This window comes from Massilia sp. DWR3-1-1, assembly GCF_049898325.1.
In the GTDB taxonomy this organism is placed as follows: Bacteria; Pseudomonadota; Gammaproteobacteria; order Burkholderiales; family Burkholderiaceae_D; genus JAFCUW01.
In genome coordinates this window covers 434,498-452,256 of record NZ_JAFCXL010000001.1, presented here as the reverse complement: position 1 = coordinate 452,256, position 17,759 = coordinate 434,498, and the positions used below count along the sequence as shown (strand labels likewise).

Here is a 17,759-nt window from a genome sequence, read left to right as displayed (position 1 = left end):
CAAAAAGCGCGCCCGAGGGCGCGCTTTTTGTTGGCTGGGCCACACGTCCCGAAGGACGCGCTCGCTTAGCGTGGACGGCGACGACGGATGCCGCACAGGGCCAGCAGCGAGGCGCCGAACAGGGCGATCGAGCCCGGCTCCGGGACCGCCGACACGTGCAGGTTGTCGACGCGGACGGTGACGCCATTGTCGATATTTTCGGTACGAAAGCCAATGTTGTTGAAGGACGTCAGCGCCGACGCGCCGGTGGCGATGGCATCGGGGGCGGTCAGGGTGCGGAAGGCGGCAATGGTACTGGCGGTCTACAACTGCAAGACGTTGGCAAGACCAATATCCCTGAAGCAATATTCATGCCAAAAACATCATATTTTTCAAATCAACAAGTTGCAAACATATACCTGGAGTCAGTGTATACATGTGTCAATAATATCGACATATCAATTGAAGTAAACGATTTGTGTGGGCTGCCGCACAGAGCGCGCGGCGGCGCAGTCCTATAGTGAAGCTGTCTCTTTCAGGACATCCCTAGTTTTGGACTTTGGCCCGCTCTTTCGAGAGCGGGCATTTTTTTGCCCGGATCAGAACAGCGCCGCGGTCAGGCTGGCCACTTCATCTTTCGCTTCTTGCAAGATCTCTGCGAGCGAGCCTTCACCCACCACGAAGTCGACGGTGGCCGCCGACTGGGCGGTGGTGGCGCCTGCGCGCACGAGCAGGGGCGAGGGCAGGGGGGACAGGTCGTTGGCCAGCATCAGGGTGTCGCCCAGGGTTTCCGGCGGCAGGGCGCGCAGGCCGATCCACATGGCCTCGATCGCTTCCATGACGGGGGCGGGCACCCCCAGTTTTTTGAGGACGGCGCGGCCGATGGCACTTTCGCCGAACTCGACCCATTCATCGGGATCGCCGTCTAGCATGCCGGGAAACTCGCTGGCACGCGACAACATGTAAAAGCCGCCCACTTCGTGGATGATGCCGGCGAACAAGGCCGTCTCGGGATCGACCTTGCTGATGCGCTTGGCGATGAGCTGCGACAGCGCCGCCACGTGGGCCGAGTGCTTCCATAGCTGGTCGGCCTTGGCGCGCAGGGCGGGATCGGTGATTTTGCTGTCCAGTTGGCGCACGATCACGGCCGCCGCCAGCGCATTGAGGACGCGAAAGCCCACCAGTTGCACCGCCGCGCGCACCGTGGTGATGGGCTTGCCGGAGCGGTTGTAGGTCACGGAGTTGGCCATTGCCACAGTTTTCGCCGCCAGCAGGGGCTCGGCCTGCACCAGGCGGGCGGCGGTATCGGCATGCAGGTCCGGATCGCCCAGCGCACGCTGCAGTTTCAATGTGGCGTCCACGCTGGTCGGGAAGCTGAGCTCACCCCGATGCGCTTGCGCGGCGATTTTCTTGAAGGCGTCGAGTCGGTCCATGGAAAAATTATACTCCCGGCTTTTCAGCCACACGCAAAATATTTCTCTGTAGAACTAAGACGGTGGCGCTCAGCCTTCGCTGAAGATGGCGTCGCAGCCTTCCTCGGTGCCGTCGCTGTCTTTCAACTCGTCGACCATGCCCAGGTCTTCCAGTTCTTCCACGGCATTGGTGTAGCTGTTGGCCTTGGCGGCGCCGATCAGGCGATAAATGTCGCCCGTTTCATTGCGTACGCCGATCAGCATTTTTTCCTGGCGCACTTCGTCGGCGGAAGCGACATCGAGCAACAGGTTGCCGATGATGTGGGTGTCGATCTTGGCCGGCGTGATGCCGTCGAGCAGGGCAGTTTTCAAGTGGGATCCTTGTGATAAGTAGCTAAAGTGGGGCAGCCGCGCACGTCCGTGCTGGTGGCGCTGGCAAGCGTGCCCTTGAATTTGTCGAGGATGCCGTCGAGGGCATCGTAATCGGCGTCGTTCCAACTGGCGAACAGGCGCTTGCCGTCGTCGACCATGGCGGGGAACGCCCTGTTGAACATGGCCACGCCGTCGTCGGTCAGGCTGACGAAAAACGAGCGCTTGTCGTTGCCGCTGCGGCAGCGCGCCACCAGGCCCTTCTGTTCGAGCCGTTCGATGACGCCCGTCAGGGTGCCCTTGGTGATCAGGGTGCGCTCGCCCAGTTCCTTGTAACTCATGCCCGCGGTGTTGCCGAGCGTGGCGACAATATCGAACTGGGCGTGGGTCAGCCCGCAGCGGCGCACCGATTCGCCCGAAAAGCGTTCGAAGCCCTGCATGCATTCCGCCAGCAAGCGGATACTCTTTAAGTAACGTTCCCCCATGCCCCGATTATAAATCCCGGCGGCCAGTTGCGGGGCGCCGGTTCGCGTTTTGCGGCGCAGACAGTTACCATACGCAGATTGCCACCTTCGCCAGACGCCGAGAGATTGTCCATGACTCACACTTTACGGGGCATTCTTGCCCTGCTGCTCGTTACCCTGGTTTGGGGCACCACCTTTCCCGCCATGAAAGAGTTGACCCAGCATTTTTCGGCCCAGTGGATCATTTTCTTGCGCTTTGGCATCGCCGGCGTGCTGCTGGCGCCCTTCCTGTGGAAAGCCGGCCGCGACGACCTGGTCTCCGGCGGCCTGCTCGGCGTGCTGCTGTTTTTCTGTTTCGTGTTCCAGATCGAGGGGCTGGCGCTGACCAGTTCGAACCGCAACGCCTTCATCTGCGGCCTGTCGGTGCTGATGGTGCCGCTGCTGGACCTGGTGGCCGGCACATGGCCCGAAAAGCGCATCGTCGCCGCCCTGCTGCTGGCGCTGACGGGGCTGGCGCTGCTGTGCTGGGATGGCGGCCCGTGGGGGCGCGGCGACAGCCTGGCCCTGGCCTGCGCCGCCGGCACCGCCGTGTATATCAAGATGATGGCGTTTCGCACCCGCCGTGCGTCGCGCCTGATGACCCTGACGGCGGCGCAGGTCATCACCGTCGCCCTGTGCGCGGCCGTCTGGCTGCTGGCGCGCGACGTGCCGCGCAGCACCATCGACGCCGGCCAGGATTTTGTCAATTACTGGCAATACATCGAGCAGGGGCTGGCCAAGTACACGTTCAACCTGCTGTTCCTGGGCGTGGTCGCCACCGCCGCCATCATTTCCCTGCAAAGCTGGGGCCAGGCCCGCGCCAGCGCCAACGAGGCGGCCATCATCTACGCGTTCGAACCGGCCGCCGCCGCCTTCTTCGCCTACTTCATGCTCAACGAGACGATGACTTCGCGCGGCTGGCTGGGCGCCGCCCTGCTCATCCTGGGCATGATCGTGAGCCAGTGGAACGCGGCCACGCCGCGGCCGGCAGCGGCGCTGGTGCCCGAGTAAGCGCCCTTCATGGCTGAGCACGACGCTTCCCTGCTCGCTGCGCTGGCGCACGAACGGCCGCTGCGCATCCTGCTGCTCAATGCGGGCGAGCCCGACAGCCTGAGCTGGTCCGGCCTGTTCCAGCCGCTGCGCCTGGCGGCCAAGCTGCTGGGGCCGGCGCGCCTGCACGTCGATGTCGTCAGTCCCGACAAATTCGCCGCCGGCGCCTTGCAGCACTGGCAACTGGTGCTGCTGGTGGCCGACGACACGGAGGCGGCCCGCAAACCGGCCAACCTGCGCGGCGTCATCGAGCGCCTGCGCGCGGCGCCGCTGTGGGGCGGCATCGGCGCCGGCGTGCTGTGGCTGGCCGAGGCGGGCGCCCTGAACGGCGTGCGCGCGGCCCTGCCGTGGGCGCTGTACGCGGCCGTGCCCAGCAGCGCCGACCAGGCCATCATCACCCCGCAACTGTACGAAATCGACGGCAACACGCTCACCTGTTGCGGCGGCGCCGCCAGCATCGACTTCGCCCTGACCGTGGTGGAAGCGATCTTCGGCGCCGCCGTGCAGGCGCAGATCAAGGAAGTGCTGTGCATCGACCGCGTGCGCGGCAGCCAGGAGCGCCAGCGCGTGGCCCTGCAGGCCCGCTTCGGCGCCCTGCAGCCGAAACTGAGCGAAGCGGTCACCTTGATGGAAGCGAACATCGAGGAACCGCTCTCGACCGACGACATCGCCTCGCTGGTGGGCCTGTCGCGGCGCCAGCTCGAGCGCCTGTTCAAGCAATACCTGGGCAGCCTGCCGTCGCGGTATTACCTGGAAATGCGGCTGCAGCGGGCGCGCCAGTTGCTGCTCGATACCAATTATTCGATCGTCCAGGTGGGGCTGATGTGCGGCTTTTCCTCGGGCTCGCATTTCTCGACCGCTTTCGGGGCCCTGTTTGGCAACACGCCGCGCGAAGAGCGCCAGCGAAAATTGTCGAACTGATACCGCGATGCCGTAAAAAACGAAAATCGCTGTCGCCTGGAGAAAAGTAGGCGAGCCGGTCCTTTCCTATAATGGACCTGGCACCCTGCTGTCCGAGACCGGGCGCAGCCCCCCACTAACCAGATTGAAAGAGGAAATGCCATGAACGCAATGCTTGATTCGGGTGTCACCACGCGGCCAACCGAACGGGCCGTCACGCGCGCCACATTTGACGACGTGCTGGTGCCGACCTACGCCCCCGCCGCCATGGTGCCAGTGCGCGCGGCCGGCCTGGACCTGTGGGATCAAGCGGGCAAGCATTACCTCGATTTCACCGCCGGCATCGCCGTCACCAGCCTCGGTCACGCCCACCCCGTGCTGGTCGAGGCGCTCACGCGCCAGATCAACACGCTCTGGCACCTGGGCAACGGCTACACCAACGAGCCCGTGCTGCGCCTGGCCATCGCGCTGACGGAGGCCACCTTCGCCGACCGTGCGTTCTTCTGCAATTCCGGCGCCGAAGCGAATGAAGCGGCCCTCAAGCTGGCGCGCAAATACGCCCACACCAAGTTCGGCCCGCACAAGTCGCGCATCATTTCCTGCCTGTCCTCGTTCCACGGTCGCACCCTGTTCACCGTCTCGGTGGGCGGCCAGGCCAAGTACACCGAAGGGTTCGAGCCGCTGCCGCAGGAAATCAACCACGTGCCCTATAACGACATCGCCGCCGCCGTCGCCGCCATCACCGACGATGTCGCCGCCGTCATCGTCGAGCCGATCCAGGGCGAGGGGGGCGTCATTCCCGGCCAGGTCGCCTACCTCCAGGCCTTGCGCGAGCGTTGCGACGCCACCGGCGCCCTGCTCGTGTTCGACGAAGTGCAGTCCGGCGTGGGCCGCAGCGGCACCCTGTACGCCTACATGCAGCAGGGCGTCACCCCCGACATCCTCACCAGCGCCAAGGCGCTGGGCAACGGTTATCCGATCGGCGCCATGCTCACCACCAACGCCATTGCCGAGCACTTCGGCGTCGGCTCGCACGGCACCACCTACGGCGGCAACCCGCTGGCGGCGACGGTCGCCCTGAACGTCGTCGAGATCATCAACACCCCCGCCTTCCTGGCGCGCGTGAAAGAGGCCGCCGCCAGGCTGATGGCCAGCCTGGATGTGCTCAGCGCCGATTACCCGCAGCTGTTTGGCAAGGCGCGCGGCATGGGCCTGTTGATCGGCGTGCCGGTGGCCGACGCCTTCAAGGGCCGCGCCAAGGATTTCACCAAGGCGGCCGAGGGGCTCGGCCTGATGCTGCTCATCGCCGGTCCCGACGTCATCCGCCTGGCGCCCGCGCTGATCGTCAGCGATGCCCAGCTTGACGACGCGCTGCGCATCATGCGCGCCGCCGCCGAGCAGGTCATCGCCGCCGACGCCGCCCACGTCGCCGCCACGCCCGCCGCGGTCTGATTTTCCCCGGCCCCGAAGGAGCGCCCATGCACCTTGTCCGCCCCGCTGAACTGCGCGATATCGCCGCCCTCGAAACGCTGGCGGCGATCAGTTCGCCCGGGGTGCACACGGTGCCCCGCACGCGCGAAAAAATCGCCGCCTCGGTGGCCCGCTCGATCGCCTCGTTCGCCGCCCAGGTCGACCTGCCCAGCGAAGAGTCCTACCTGTTCGTGCTGGAAAACGCGGCCACCGGCGAGATCGCCGGCAGCGCCGCCATCCACGCGTCGGCCGGCTCGAACGGCACCTATTTTTCGTTCCGCAACGACGTCATCCAGCAGGTCTCGCGCGACCTCAACATCAGCCACAGCGTGCACGCGCTCACGCTGTGCTCGGAGCTGACCGGTTACTCACAGCTGTCCGGGTTTCATGTGCGCGAGCGGCAGGGCGCGGCCAACGAGGCGGCCCTGCTCTCGCGTGCGCGCCTGCTGTTTGCCGTGCTGGCGCCGCACCGCTTCGGCGACCGCTTTTTTGTGCCGCTGGCGGGCCTGACGGACGACGCCGGCAACTCGCCGTTCTGGGACGCGCTGGGCCGCAAGTTTTTCAAGATGGATTTTCTCGACGCCGAACGGGTCATCGGCGGCGCCCGCAACCGCACCCTGATCGTCGAGCTGATGCCCCATTATCCCGTCTACGTGCCGCTGCTGCCGGGCGACGCCCAGGCGGTGATGGGGCAGATTCATCCGGACGGCGAACTGGCCTTCCAGCTGCTCACGCAAGAAGGTTTTGAAGCGGACGACTACATCGACATCTTCGACGGCGGTCCCATCCTGCAGGCCCATAAAAACGCCTTGCGCACTTTTGGCGCCGCGGTCGTGCGGCGCGTCGCCGACGCTCCCGCCAGCGACGCCGGCGGCGTCACCTATGCCATCGCCGCCAGCGACGAGCAGCGCTTTCGCGCCATCACCGTCACCTGTGCACCGATCGAGGCGGGCGACACCATCAAGCTGCCGCCGGCGGCCCGCGCCGCCCTGCTGGTCGCCCCCGGCGACAGCGTCATCTGCGTTCGCCTTTAGTGCCAGGAGCTGCCATGCTAGTCGTACGCGCCATCCAGTTGAACGACCTCGACGCCCTGCTCGACATGGCCAGCCAGGTCGGCAGCGGCATGACCACCCTCAAGCCCGACCGCACCATGCTGGGCGACCGGGTCGAGGTGGCGGTCGCCTCGTTCGCCGAAACCATCGCGCCGGAAAAGCGCGACTACATGTTCGTCATGGAAGACACCGACAGCGGCCGCATGGCCGGCGTGTGCGCCATCAAGAGCGCGGTCGGCCTGAACGAGCCGTTCTATAACTACCGCATCGGCACGCTGGTGCACTCGAGCCGCGAACTCGACATCTTCACCCGCATGGAAACGCTGTACCTGTCGAATGACCTGACCGGCTCGACCGAACTGTGCTCGCTGTTCCTGCATCCCGACTACCGCTTTGGCCACAACGGCAAGTGGCTCTCGAAAAGCCGCTTCTTGTTCATCGCCCAGTTCCCCCACGTGTTCACCGAAAAGCTGATTGCGGAGATGCGCGGCTACCAGGCCGACGACGGCAGCTCGCCGTTTTACGAGGGACTGGGCCGGCACTTCTTCAAGATGGATTTCGACCATGTCGACGAGCTCACCGCGCTGGGCAAGAAATCGTTCATCGCCGAGCTGATGCCGCGCCAGCCCCTGTACGTCGACTACCTGCCCGAGTCGGCCCAGGCCGTCATCGGCAAGGTGCACCGCAATACCCAGCCGGCGCGCAAGATGCTCGAACAGGAAGGCATGCACTTCGAAGGCTATGTCGATATTTTCGACGCCGGCCCGGTGCTGCAGGGCCGCGTGTCGGAACTGCGCTCGGTGCGCCAGAGCGAACTGACGACGGCGCTGCTGGCCGACGGCGCGCCCGTCGCTGGCGCGCAGCCCACCCTGGTGTCGAACACCGACATGAAAAATTTTCGGATGATCGTCAGCGCCAGCGCGCCGGACGGCGGGGCCATTGGCCTGGACGGCGCCGAACTGGCCCTGCTGGGCGTCACGGCGGGCGAGCAGTTGCGCACGCTGCCACTTAACGCAAGGAAAAATCCCCATGTCCCAGCCCGACGCAATAACGATTAGTCCCCAGCACAGCAACTTCATCGGCGGCCACTGGCAGGCCGGCAGCGGCGCCGCCATCGTCACCATCGACCCGTCGACGGGCGCGCAGAGCTGGTCGAGCCAGGCCTCGGATGCGGCCGACGTGGGCCGCGCGGTGGACGCGGCCAGGGCCGCCTTCGCCGCCTGGGCCGACACCCCGCTCGACGCGCGCATCGCCGTCTGCGGACGCTTTCGCGACCTGCTCAAGGAGCACGCCGAACTGCTCGCCGCCACCATTGCCGAAGAAGTCGGCAAACCGCTGTGGGAAGCGCGCACGGAAGTGGCGACCATGGCCAACAAGGTCGACATTTCGATCCAGGCCTACGGCGCCCGCACCGGCGCCACCGCCGCCAAGGTCGCCGACGGCACGGCCGTGCTGCGCCACCGGCCGCACGGCGTGTTCGGCGTGTTCGGTCCGTATAACTTCCCCGGCCACCTGCCCAACGGTCACATCGTCCCCGCCCTGATCGCCGGTAACACCGTGGTGTTCAAGCCCAGCGAATACGCGCCCCGCACCGCCATCATCACGGTCCAGTTGTGGGAGCGCGCGGGCGTGCCTGCCGGCGTCGTCAACCTGGTCAACGGCGGCCGCGACACCGGCATTGCGCTGGGCCAGCAGGGCGGCCTCGATGGCGTGCTGTTCACGGGCAGCTGCCAGACCGGCGTGGCCCTGCACAAGCAGTTCGGCGGCCAGCCCGGCAAGATGCTGGCGCTGGAAATGGGCGGCAACAATCCGCTGGTGGTGTGGGATGTCAAGGACCTCGACGCCGCCGTCCACCACGCCATCATGTCGGCGTTTATTTCGGCCGGCCAGCGCTGCACCTGCGCGCGCCGCCTGATCGTGCAGGACAGCCCCGCCGGCGACGCCTTCGTCGCCCGCCTGGTGCAAGTGGCCTCGACGCTGACGGTGGGCGCCTCGAACGCCGAGCCGCAGCCGTTCATGGGGCCGGTCGTGTCGAGCAAGGTGGCTGCCACGCTGGTCGCCGCCCAGGCCGACATGGTCGCCCGCGGCGGCCTGACGCTGCTGCAGATGCGCCAGCCCGACCCCGCCGCCGGCTTCGTCACGGCCGGCATTGTCGACGTCAGCAACGCCGTCGGCATTGCCGACGAAGAGTGGTTCGGTCCCTTGCTGCAAGTGATCCGCGTGGCCGATTTCGGTACCGCCATCGCCGTCGCCAACGCCACCGAATTCGGCCTGGCCGCCGCCCTGCTGTCGAACGACCAGGCGCTGTGGGAGCGCTTTGCCACCCATGCGCGCGCCGGCATCATCAACTGGAACCGGCCTACCACGGGCGCGGCCAGTTCGGCGCCGTTCGGCGGCGTCGGCAAGTCGGGCAACCACCGCCCCAGCGCGTATTACGCCGCCGATTACTGCGCCTACCCGGTCGCCTCGATCGAAACGAGCGAACTCGAACTGCCGGCCAAGCTCGCGCCCGGCCTGCACCTGTAAGCGGAAACTCTCCATGACAATCGCACGCGAATTCAACTTCGACGGCCTGGTCGGGCCGTCGCACAACTACGCCGGCCTGTCGTTCGGTAACGTCGCCTCGTTCAGCAACGTCAAGAGCGCGTCGAACCCGAAACAGGCCGCGCTGCAGGGCCTGGCCAAGATGCGCACGCTGGCCGCGCGCGGCTTCGCCCAGGCCGTGATGCCGCCGCAACTGCGCCCCGATTTCCCCATGCTGCGCGCGATCGGCTTTGGCGGCAGCGACGCCGACGTGCTCGCCGCGGCCTGCAAGGCCGCCCCCGTGATCCTGGCCTGCGCCTATTCGGCCGCGCCCATGTGGACCGCCAACGCCGCCACTGTCAGCCCGTCGGCCGACAGCGCCGATGGCCGCGTGCACTTCACCGCCGCCAACCTGAACAACAAGCTGCACCGCGCCCACGAACACCGCCAGTCGGCCCGCAGCCTGCGCGCCATCTTCGGCGATGCCGCCCATTTCTCCGTCCACGACGCGCTGCCGTCGACCCCCGCGTTCGGCGACGAAGGCGCGGCCAATCACACCCGGCTGGGCAACAGCCACGGCGCCGCCGGCGTCGAACTGTTTGTTTATGGCCGCGTCGAATTCGATCCGGCCGCGCCGGCGCCGCGCCGCTACCCCGCGCGCCAGACGCTCGAAGCATCGCAGGCGGTGGCCCGCCTGCACGGCCTCGATGCGCGCCGCACCGTGTTCGCCGCGCAGAACCCGGACGTGATCGACCAGGGCGTGTTTCACAACGACGTCATCGCCGTCGGCAACGGCAACGTGCTGTTCTACCACGAGCAGGCCTTCGCCGACGAGGCGGGCACGCTGGCGGCGCTGGGCGCCGCGCTCGAGACGGTCGAGGCGGCGCTGGTGCCGCTGCGGGTGGCCAGCGCCGACGTGCCGGTGGCCGACGCGGTGGCCAGCTACCTGTTCAACAGCCAGCTGCTTACCAAACCTGACGGCGCCATGGCGCTGGTGATTCCCCACGAGTGCCGCGAGAATGCCGCCGTCGCCCGTTACCTGGACGGCCTGACGGGCGCCGCCGGCCCGATCGACGAGCTGATCGAATTCGACCTGCGCCAGTCGATGCGCAACGGCGGCGGACCGGCCTGTCTGCGCCTGCGGGTGGCCTTGACCGACACCGAGGCGCGCGCCATGCACAAGGGCGTGCTGATGACGGAAGAACTGTATGCGCGCCTGGTGGACTGGGTCGAGCGGTTCTATCGCGACCGCCTGGCGCCGGCCGACCTGGCCGACCCGCAGCTGGCGCGCGAATGCGCCGCCGCCGCCGAAGCGCTCGAGCGCATCCTCGGCTTGCCCGGCCTGTACCGCTTCGATTGAGCGGCCGCCGGCCCCGCACTGTTTGATTCGCCTGCCATTAGCTGTTCTAATGGCGGCACCTGAAAGATGCTGTATTGACGACCGGTCACCCCGGTCCCCTTGACAATCGCTACCGCCACGCCACGAGCCGCCACGGCCGCGACGCACTGACCTCGTATTGGAGACGTACCATGACACAAGCACCCCACGACCTGCGCACGCAGACCCTCGCCACCGTTTCGGCCAACCAGCCTGCCGCCGCCGGCAGCCAGGTCGCCGCCCTGATCGGCGCCTGGACCACCTCGCTCGACGAGGAAGACCTGGCCGGCACCTCGCCGGCGAGCCTGGCGCCCGTGTTGTGGGACGGCTTTACGCAGGCCGCCCGCCGCGAAGCGCCCGGCTGCGAAGTCGAGCAGCTGCGCTACGCCGACGGCCGCGGCGGCATGGCCACCGCCCTGCTGGTGCTCAACGACGACATGCCCTACCTGGTCGACTCGATCGTGATGGCGCTGCGCCGCCAGCGCGCCGCCGTCGCCGCCGTGATGAACGCCGTGCTGCCCGTCAAGCGCGATGCGGCCGGCGTGGTCCTTGAAGTGGGCGCCGCCGGTGCGCCGCTCGAGTCCTACGTGCTGTGCCTGTTGGCCGAAGAATTGAATGCCGACGACCTGGCCGCGCTGGTCGCGCGCATTCACATGGTCGCGCGCGATGCCGCCGTGGTGCGCCGCGACGCCGTCGCCATGGGCGACCGCCTGACCGCGGTGGCCGCCCAGGCGGCCAGCCATGGCGCCGACGGCCAGGAAGTGGCGGCCTTTCTCGAGTGGGCGAAAAATGAAGGCTTCGAGCCCTTCGGTTACGCCTATTACGTCGTCAAGCCGGGCGTGCGCGAACTCGAACGCGATATCCCCAGCCGCATCGGCGTACTGCAAGACACCAGCCATCCCGTCTACGGCACCTGCCTGGCCAATATCCCCGGCGACCTGGTGACCCTGTCCGGCCGCGCCGACACCCTGTCGATCGTCAAGGCCGACGTCGAAGGCACGCTGCACCGCGACCAGCCGCTCGATTTCATCGGCGTGCGCGACACCGACGCCAACGGCAACATCCTCGGCGAGCATTGTTTTGTCGGCCTGTTCACCCGCGCGGCCACGTCGACGCCGCTGGCGCGCCTGCCGTATGCGCGTGGCCGCGTGGCCAAGGTACTGAGCCTGGCCGGCGTGCGCCAGGAAGGCTTCCGCGCCGAGAAATTCCTCGAGATCCTCGAATCGCTGCCGCGTACGGAAGCGATCGAAGCCGATCCGGAATGGCTGGCGCAAGTGTGCAGCTCGGTCGTGTCGCTCTACAAGCAGCCGCGCGCCCGCGTGTTCGCCCGCCGCGACGTTTATGCGCGCCACCTGAACGTGCTGGTGTACCTGCCGCGCGAGCGCTACAGCGCCGCCGTCGCCGCCGCCCTCGCCAACGCCTTGAAGGACAGCTCTGGCGCGCGCGACGTGCGCGTGCAGACCCTGGTGGCCGACGGTCCGCTGGCACGGGTCTACCTGATCGCCGAAGCGGCGCGCAATCCACTCGACCTGGAAACCGATATCCAGCGTCCGCTGCTGTCGGTGCTCGATGGCTGGCACGACACCTTCGCCGCCCTCACCGACAAGCTCGACGACATGCCGCTGCGCGGCAACCTGCGCAAGCTGTGCGCCGCGCTGCCGGTGAACTACGTCGCCAACACGCCGCCGGCGGTGGCCTTCCGCGACCTGGGCGCCCTGCTGCACAACGGCCAGAGCGGCCACGTGTCGGTGCGGGTTGAAGCCGACGCCGGCGACGCCGCCTCGGTGCGGCTGTATTCGACGGGCTCGGTGCCGTCGCTCTCGCGCATCCTGCCGGCCCTGCAAAACGCCGGCGTCGCCATCGACCGCGAGCAAACCTTCGGCATCACCCTGGCCGACGGCGCGCGCCATTTCGTCACCAGCCTGGTCGTCGACGCCGACAGCGCCGCCAAGCTGGCCAAGCCGGGCATCACCGCCGTCGCCGAAGAACTGTTCGCTGCGCTGTTCAACGACAACGCCGAAGACGGCCGCCTGAACGGCCTGACCGTCGAGGGCGGCCTGTCGATGCGCGAAGTGCAGCTCGTGCGCGCCTACATCAGCTACTGGCGCCAGACCGGCAGCAAGTTCACCACCCGCTACATGGCCGAGATCCTGCGCAGCCAGCCGGTGCTGGTCAAGCAGCTCGTCGACCTGTTCCTGCAGCGCTTCGATCCGGCCCGCGACGGCGCCGCCCGCGATGCCGCCGGCACCGCGCTGACGGACCTCAAATCGAAGCTGGCCACCGTCAACCACGCCGACACCGAGGAAATCCTGGCCGCCCTGGTCGACCTGGTGCTGGCCACCGTGCGCACCAATTATTTCCAGAACAGCCAGCAAGGCGACAAGATCATCTTCAAGTTCGACACCAGCGCGCTGGCGCTGGTTCCGGAGCCGCGCCCGTTCCGCGAAATCTACGTGTTCTCGCGCCGCTTCGAGGGCGTGCACCTGCGCGGCGGCCCGGTCGCCCGCGGCGGCCTGCGCTGGTCGGACCGGATGGAAGACTACCGCACCGAAGTGCTGGGCCTGGTCAAGGCGCAGATGGTCAAGAATGCCGTCATCGTGCCGGCTGGCTCGAAAGGCGGCTTCGTCTGCAAGCAGATGCCGAAAGACGCCGTGCGTGAAACCATCGCAGCCGAAGGCGAAGCGGTGTATCGCCTGTTCATCGCCTCGCTGCTGGAAGTGACGGACAACCGCGTGCGCGGCGCCATCGTGCCGCCGCTCGACACGGTGCGCTTCGACCAGGACGATCCGTACCTGGTGGTGGCGGCCGACAAGGGCACCGCGACCTTCTCCGACATCGCCAACAGCATCGCCGTGCAGCGCGGCTTCTGGCTGGGCGACGCGTTTGCCTCGGGCGGCTCGAACGGCTACGACCACAAGAAAATGGGCATCACCGCCAAGGGCGCCTTCGAGGCCGTCAAGCGCCATTTCTACGAGATGGGCCACGACATGAACACCCAGCCGATCACCATGGTGGGCGTGGGCGACATGTCGGGCGACGTGTTCGGCAACGGCGTGCTGCTGTCGCGCCAACTCAAAGTGCTGGCGGCGTTCGATCACCGTCATATCTTCCTCGACCCGACCCCCGATGTCGCCGTCTCGTTCGCCGAACGCGAGCGCATGTTCGCGCTGCCGCGCTCGTCGTGGGAAGACTACGACAAGTCGCTGATCTCGGCCGGCGGCGGGGTCTACCCGCGCAGTGCCCGCAGCATCGAGCTGTCGCCGCAGATCCGCGCCGCGCTCGACATCGCCGAGCTGTCGCTCGCGCCCGAAGAGCTGATGCACCGCATCCTGCTGGCGCCCGTCGACCTGTTCTATAACGGCGGCATCGGCACCTACATCAAGGCCTCCACCGAGACCCACGCGCAGGTCAAAGACCGCGCCAACGACCATATCCGGGTCGACGGCAACGCCCTGCGCTGCAAGGTGGTGTCCGAAGGGGGCAACCTGGGCGCGACGCAGAACGGCCGCATCGAGTTCGCCCTGGCGGGCGGTCGCATCTTCACCGACGCCATCGACAACTCGGCCGGTGTCGATTGCTCCGACCACGAAGTGAACGTCAAGATCTGGCTCGACACGGAAGTGAACGCGGGCGCGCTGACGGAAGCGGACCGCAACCGCATCCTCAACGAAATGACGGGCGAGATCGAGCGCCTGGTCCTGCGCGACAACGAGCTGCAGACCCACCTGCTGGTGCGCGAAGTGCAGGCCCAGTTCGAGCCATCGGTGGTGGACGGCTACGCCGCCCTGATCACCAGCCTGGAACGCGAAGGCGCGCTGTCGCGCGAACTCGAGCAACTGCCCAGCGATGCCGAACTGGCGCGCCGCAAGGCGGCCGGGCTGGGTCTGACGGCGCCGGAGCTGGCGGTCGTCATCGCCAACGTCAAGAACCGCTTCAAGCGCCTGCTGGCACTGCTGCCGCTGACCGAGATGGCGTGGGCCGAGACGGTCTTGAAGCCGTACTTCCCGGCCCAGCTGGTGGCCACCCGCCGCGCGCTGGCGCACCCGCTGGCCAACGCCATCCTGGCCACCGTGCTGGCCAACGAGTCGGTCAACCGCTGCGGTCCCCTGATGATCGGCGCGCTGGCCGATGAACACGCCATCGCCGACACCGCGGTGGTGGTGGCCTGGGGCCAGGCCTGGGCCGCGCTCAATCTCGCCCCCGTGTTTGGCGCCCTCGACGCCGACGCGCTGACGGTGCCGCGCGAGGTCTCGATCGAGGTCGATGTGCGCACCCGCGTGCTGTTCAAGTCGGTGCTGGAAGGGGCCTTGTCGGTCGCCGCCACCGAGCACGGCGCCGCGCCGGCCGGCGGCATGGCCGAATTGACCGGTTTGTTCGCTGACGGCATGCTCGACCAATTGACCCCGGTGCTGGCCCATGCGGCCGATGGCGCCGCCCTGGCCGACCTGCCGGCGCCGTTCGCGCGCGCCTGGAAGGCGGTCGACGCCCTCGAAGCGGTGGCGACGTTCCTGTTCGCCGCCGTCTCGGTACCGCGCCCGGCCGGCATGAACCTGGCCCAGTTCCTGCAGGTGGGCATGGCATTGCGCGGCAAGGCCGGCATCGACACGCTCGAACGGGGCCTCAAGCTCACGCCAACGAGCAAGTCGCAGGAACAGCTGCGCAACTACGCCATGCAAGCCTTGCGCCGCACCCAGCAGCGCCTGTTGATGCAGGTGCTGGCCAGGTCGAACGGCGGCGCGCAGGCGCTCGATGCGCTCGACGCGGTCGGCGCCGTCACCGGCACCATGGGCCTGTCCGGCTATGCGATGCCGGCCGACCTCGAACAAGCCATGCTCGACGTGTGGGCCTTGTCCGAAGCGACCACCGCCGCGGCGGCCTGATGGCTGCCGGCGCGCCCACCCTGAGCGCGGCGGTGCAACAGCTGGCCGCGGCCGATTTTTCCGCGCTGGCACAGCGCTTCGGCGAGGCCGGCTTCACGGTGGCCCAGCCGGCGCCCGGCATCATCACGCTGGCCGCGCCCGGCCTGGCGGCGCGGCCGTCGGTGCTGGTGTCGGTCGGCGTGCATGGCGACGAGACGGGGCCGATCGAGATGCTGGCGCAGGTGCTCGACCGGCTGGCGCCGGCCAGCCTGGCGGTGGACCTGATGGTCTGCGTCGGCAATATCGACGCCATTGCCCAGGGCCGGCGCTTCATCGACGCCGACCTGAACCGGATGTTCCGCGCCCAGCGGGGCGCGCTGGCGACGATGGCCGAAGCGGCGCGCGCCGACGTCCTGAGCGCCGCCACCACGGCGTTCTTTGCCGGCGCCGGGCCGCAGCGCTGGCACCTCGACCTGCACACGGCGATCCGGCCGTCGGTCTATCCCACCTTCGCGGTGGTGCCCGAGCTGCTCGCCGACGGGCCGAAGGCGCAGCTGCTGCACTGGCTGGGCCAGGCCGGCATCGGCGCCGTCATCCTCAATCCGCAGTCGGCCGGCACCTACAGTTATTACACGGCCGAGCACCACGGCGCGCGCGCCAGCACGGTCGAACTGGGCCGGGTCGGCGTGCTGGGCGAGAACGACCTGTCCCTGTTTGCCGATGTCGCCGCCGCGCTCGACGGCTTGCTGCGCGGCTTGCCGGCAGCAGCGGCGGTTCACCCGCACGTGTTCACGGTGGCGCAGGAAATCGTCAAGCGCAGCGACGCGTTCAGTATGGCGTTCGGGCGCGAGACGGAAAATTTCACGGCCCTGGAGGCGGGCGCGCTGATCGCCACCGATGGCGACACCCGCTGGCACGTCGGCGCGCAGCCGGAGCGCGTGGTGTTTCCCAATCCGGACGTGCGGGTGGGCTTGCGCGCCGGCCTGATGGTGGTGCGCACCGCCTGACGGCGCTGCTGCTGCCCGCACTCCGGTAGACTGGGGCATCGATGACCCCAGGAGCGACCGTGTCCCAACTTTTTTCCCCCATCTCGCTAGGCCCCCTGCAGCTTGCCAACCGCATCGCCATCGCGCCGATGTGCCAGTACTCGGCCGATGAGGGCCTGGCCACCGACTGGCACATGATCCACCTGGGCCACCTGGCGCTGTCGGGCGCGGCGCTGCTGATCCTGGAAGCGACGGCGGTGGTGCCGGAAGGGCGCATTTCGCCCGCCGACCTGGGACTGTGGTCCGAGGCGCACGCCGATGCGCTGGCGCCGGTCGTGCGCGCCATTCGCCAGTACGCCCCCATCAAGCTGGCCATCCAGCTCGGTCATGCGGGCCGCAAAGCCTCGTCCGCCGTGCCCTGGGAGGGCGGCGCCAACCTGGCACCCGGCGCGGGCGGCTGGCAGACGGTGGCGCCATCGGCCCTGCCGCACGGGGCCGGCGAGACGGTGCCGACGGCGCTCGACGAGGCCGGCATGGCGCGCATCATCGACGGCTTTGCCAGCGCCGCGCGGCGCAGCCACGCACTCGGTTTCGACGCCATCGAAATCCACTCGGCGCACGGCTACCTGCTGCACCAGTTCCTTTCGCCCCTGTCGAACCGGCGCGACGACCAGTACGGCGGCACGCTGGAGAACCGCATGCGCTTCCCCTTACAAGTGTTCGAGGCGGTGCGCGCGGCGGTGCCGGCGTCGATGGTGGTGGGGGTGCGCATTTCCGCCCACGACTGGGTCGATGGCGGCTGGGACGTCGAGCAAAGCGTGGCCTACACGCAGGCGCTGGAAAAGCTGGGCTGCCAGTTCATGCACGTCTCGAGCGGCGGCCTCTCGCCCCTGCAGCAGATCCCCGCCGGTCCCGGCTACCAGATCGGCTTCGCCGCCTGCATCAAGCGCGAAACGTCGATGCCGGTGATCGGCGTGGGCATGATCACCGAAGCGGTGCAGGCCGAGCAGATCGTCGCCACCGGCCAGGCCGACATGGTGGCGCTGGCGCGCGCGATGCTGTTCGATCCCCGCTGGCCGTGGCATGCGGCGGCCGAACTGGGCGCCCAGGTGACGGCGCCGCCCCAGTACTGGCGCTCGCAGCCGCGCCAGTACAAGGAGTTGTTCGGCGACACCCGGCTGGGGCAGCGCTAGCGCAGTTCGTGCCCGCTTTTGCGCAGTCTGTCGCAGTCCCCCGTTGCGCCTGTGCTGTTGTTGCTAAAGTGGGAACACTGGCGCC

15 protein-coding genes are annotated in these 17,759 nt (G+C 67.9%); 11 read left to right on the top strand and 4 right to left on the bottom strand.

Features of this window, described 5'->3' with window-relative positions; genetic code table 11:
• Positions 1–65: 65 nt before the first annotated feature.
• Complete coding sequence (locus tag ACP7EY_RS02120) at positions 66–155, bottom strand: PEP-CTERM sorting domain-containing protein (RefSeq protein WP_426189959.1); 90 nt, start codon at positions 153–155, stop codon at positions 66–68.
• Here ACP7EY_RS02120 and ACP7EY_RS02115 point away from each other — a divergent pair, their 5' ends adjacent.
• Complete coding sequence (locus ACP7EY_RS02115; RefSeq protein WP_426189957.1) at positions 156–500, top strand: hypothetical protein; 345 nt, start codon at positions 156–158, stop codon at positions 498–500.
• A 78-nt stretch (positions 501–578) separates the two neighbouring features.
• Here ACP7EY_RS02115 and ACP7EY_RS02110 read toward each other — a convergent pair whose 3' ends face one another.
• The 3 genes from ACP7EY_RS02110 to ACP7EY_RS02100 all read right to left on the bottom strand — a co-directional run bounded on the left by ACP7EY_RS02110 (position 579) and on the right by ACP7EY_RS02100 (position 2,200).
• Complete coding sequence (locus ACP7EY_RS02110; RefSeq protein ID WP_426189955.1) at positions 579–1,412, bottom strand: HDOD domain-containing protein; 834 nt, start codon at positions 1,410–1,412, stop codon at positions 579–581.
• A 69-nt stretch (positions 1,413–1,481) separates the two neighbouring features.
• Positions 1,482–1,763, bottom strand: a complete 282-nt coding sequence (locus ACP7EY_RS02105; protein WP_426189953.1) for a hypothetical protein — start codon at positions 1,761–1,763, stop codon at positions 1,482–1,484.
• Positions 1,760–2,200: a MarR family winged helix-turn-helix transcriptional regulator gene (locus ACP7EY_RS02100; protein WP_426189951.1), complete on the bottom strand. Its 441-nt coding sequence runs from the start codon at positions 2,198–2,200 to the stop codon at positions 1,760–1,762. The genes ACP7EY_RS02105 and ACP7EY_RS02100 overlap by 4 nt, the downstream gene beginning before the upstream one ends.
• Before the next feature lie 156 nt (positions 2,201–2,356).
• On the opposite strand from ACP7EY_RS02100, the gene ACP7EY_RS02095 reads away from it, so the two are divergent.
• The 10 genes from ACP7EY_RS02095 (at position 2,357) to ACP7EY_RS02050 (ending at position 17,674) form a co-directional block, all read left to right on the top strand.
• Positions 2,357–3,274 carry a DMT family transporter gene (locus ACP7EY_RS02095; RefSeq protein ID WP_426189949.1) on the top strand — a complete coding sequence of 306 codons (918 nt, stop codon included), beginning with the start codon at positions 2,357–2,359 and terminating at the stop codon, positions 3,272–3,274.
• A gap of 9 nt (positions 3,275–3,283) precedes the next feature.
• The gene (locus tag ACP7EY_RS02090) at positions 3,284–4,234 is read left to right on the top strand and encodes a GlxA family transcriptional regulator (protein WP_426189947.1); all 951 of its coding nucleotides are present in this window, start codon (positions 3,284–3,286) and stop codon (positions 4,232–4,234) included.
• A 141-nt stretch (positions 4,235–4,375) separates the two neighbouring features.
• Positions 4,376–5,665 (top strand): acetylornithine/succinylornithine family transaminase, encoded by a 1,290-nt coding sequence (gene astC, locus ACP7EY_RS02085; RefSeq protein WP_426189945.1) that lies wholly within the window; start codon positions 4,376–4,378, stop codon positions 5,663–5,665.
• Positions 5,666–5,691: 26 nt separating this feature from the next.
• Positions 5,692–6,717 carry an arginine N-succinyltransferase gene (locus ACP7EY_RS02080; RefSeq protein WP_426189943.1) on the top strand — a complete coding sequence of 342 codons (1,026 nt, stop codon included), beginning with the start codon at positions 5,692–5,694 and terminating at the stop codon, positions 6,715–6,717.
• A gap of 14 nt (positions 6,718–6,731) precedes the next feature.
• The gene (gene astA, locus ACP7EY_RS02075) at positions 6,732–7,793 is read left to right on the top strand and encodes an arginine N-succinyltransferase (RefSeq protein WP_426189941.1); all 1,062 of its coding nucleotides are present in this window, start codon (positions 6,732–6,734) and stop codon (positions 7,791–7,793) included.
• On the top strand, positions 7,765–9,261 hold the full coding sequence (gene astD / locus ACP7EY_RS02070; RefSeq protein ID WP_426189939.1) for a succinylglutamate-semialdehyde dehydrogenase: 1,497 nt from the start codon (positions 7,765–7,767) through the stop codon (positions 9,259–9,261). Before astA ends, astD begins: the two co-directional genes overlap by 29 nt.
• A 13-nt stretch (positions 9,262–9,274) precedes the next feature.
• Positions 9,275–10,618 (top strand): N-succinylarginine dihydrolase, encoded by a 1,344-nt coding sequence (gene astB / locus ACP7EY_RS02065; protein ID WP_426189937.1) that lies wholly within the window; start codon positions 9,275–9,277, stop codon positions 10,616–10,618.
• Positions 10,619–10,788: 170 nt separating this feature from the next.
• Positions 10,789–15,516 (top strand): NAD-glutamate dehydrogenase domain-containing protein, encoded by a 4,728-nt coding sequence (locus ACP7EY_RS02060; protein ID WP_426189935.1) that lies wholly within the window; start codon positions 10,789–10,791, stop codon positions 15,514–15,516.
• Entirely contained in the window at positions 15,516–16,502 is a 987-nt protein-coding gene (locus tag ACP7EY_RS02055; protein ID WP_426190044.1) for a succinylglutamate desuccinylase, read from the top strand. Before ACP7EY_RS02060 ends, ACP7EY_RS02055 begins: the two co-directional genes overlap by 1 nt.
• A 59-nt stretch (positions 16,503–16,561) precedes the next feature.
• The gene (locus ACP7EY_RS02050; protein ID WP_426189933.1) at positions 16,562–17,674 is read left to right on the top strand and encodes an NADH:flavin oxidoreductase/NADH oxidase; all 1,113 of its coding nucleotides are present in this window, start codon (positions 16,562–16,564) and stop codon (positions 17,672–17,674) included.
• The last annotated feature ends 85 nt before the right edge of the window (positions 17,675–17,759 follow it).

Excerpts from the sequence above, each read along its gene's own strand:
- ACP7EY_RS02060 (WP_426189935.1), top strand. The coding sequence starts at position 10,789 with ATGACACAAGCACCCCACGACCTGCGCACGCAGACCCTCGCCACCGTT.
- ACP7EY_RS02055 (WP_426190044.1), top strand. The coding sequence starts at position 15,516 with ATGGCTGCCGGCGCGCCCACCCTGAGCGCGGCGGTGCAACAGCTGGCC.
- ACP7EY_RS02095 (WP_426189949.1), top strand. The coding sequence starts at position 2,357 with ATGACTCACACTTTACGGGGCATTCTTGCCCTGCTGCTCGTTACCCTG.
- astA (WP_426189941.1), top strand. The coding sequence starts at position 6,732 with ATGCTAGTCGTACGCGCCATCCAGTTGAACGACCTCGACGCCCTGCTC.
- ACP7EY_RS02100 (WP_426189951.1), bottom strand. The coding sequence starts at position 2,200 with ATGCAGGGCTTCGAACGCTTTTCGGGCGAATCGGTGCGCCGCTGCGGG.
- ACP7EY_RS02080 (WP_426189943.1), top strand. The coding sequence starts at position 5,692 with ATGCACCTTGTCCGCCCCGCTGAACTGCGCGATATCGCCGCCCTCGAA.
- astC (WP_426189945.1), top strand. The coding sequence starts at position 4,376 with ATGAACGCAATGCTTGATTCGGGTGTCACCACGCGGCCAACCGAACGG.
- ACP7EY_RS02090 (WP_426189947.1), top strand. The coding sequence starts at position 3,284 with ATGGCTGAGCACGACGCTTCCCTGCTCGCTGCGCTGGCGCACGAACGG.
- astD (WP_426189939.1), top strand. The coding sequence starts at position 7,765 with ATGTCCCAGCCCGACGCAATAACGATTAGTCCCCAGCACAGCAACTTC.
- ACP7EY_RS02110 (WP_426189955.1), bottom strand. The coding sequence starts at position 1,412 with ATGGACCGACTCGACGCCTTCAAGAAAATCGCCGCGCAAGCGCATCGG.
- astB (WP_426189937.1), top strand. The coding sequence starts at position 9,275 with ATGACAATCGCACGCGAATTCAACTTCGACGGCCTGGTCGGGCCGTCG.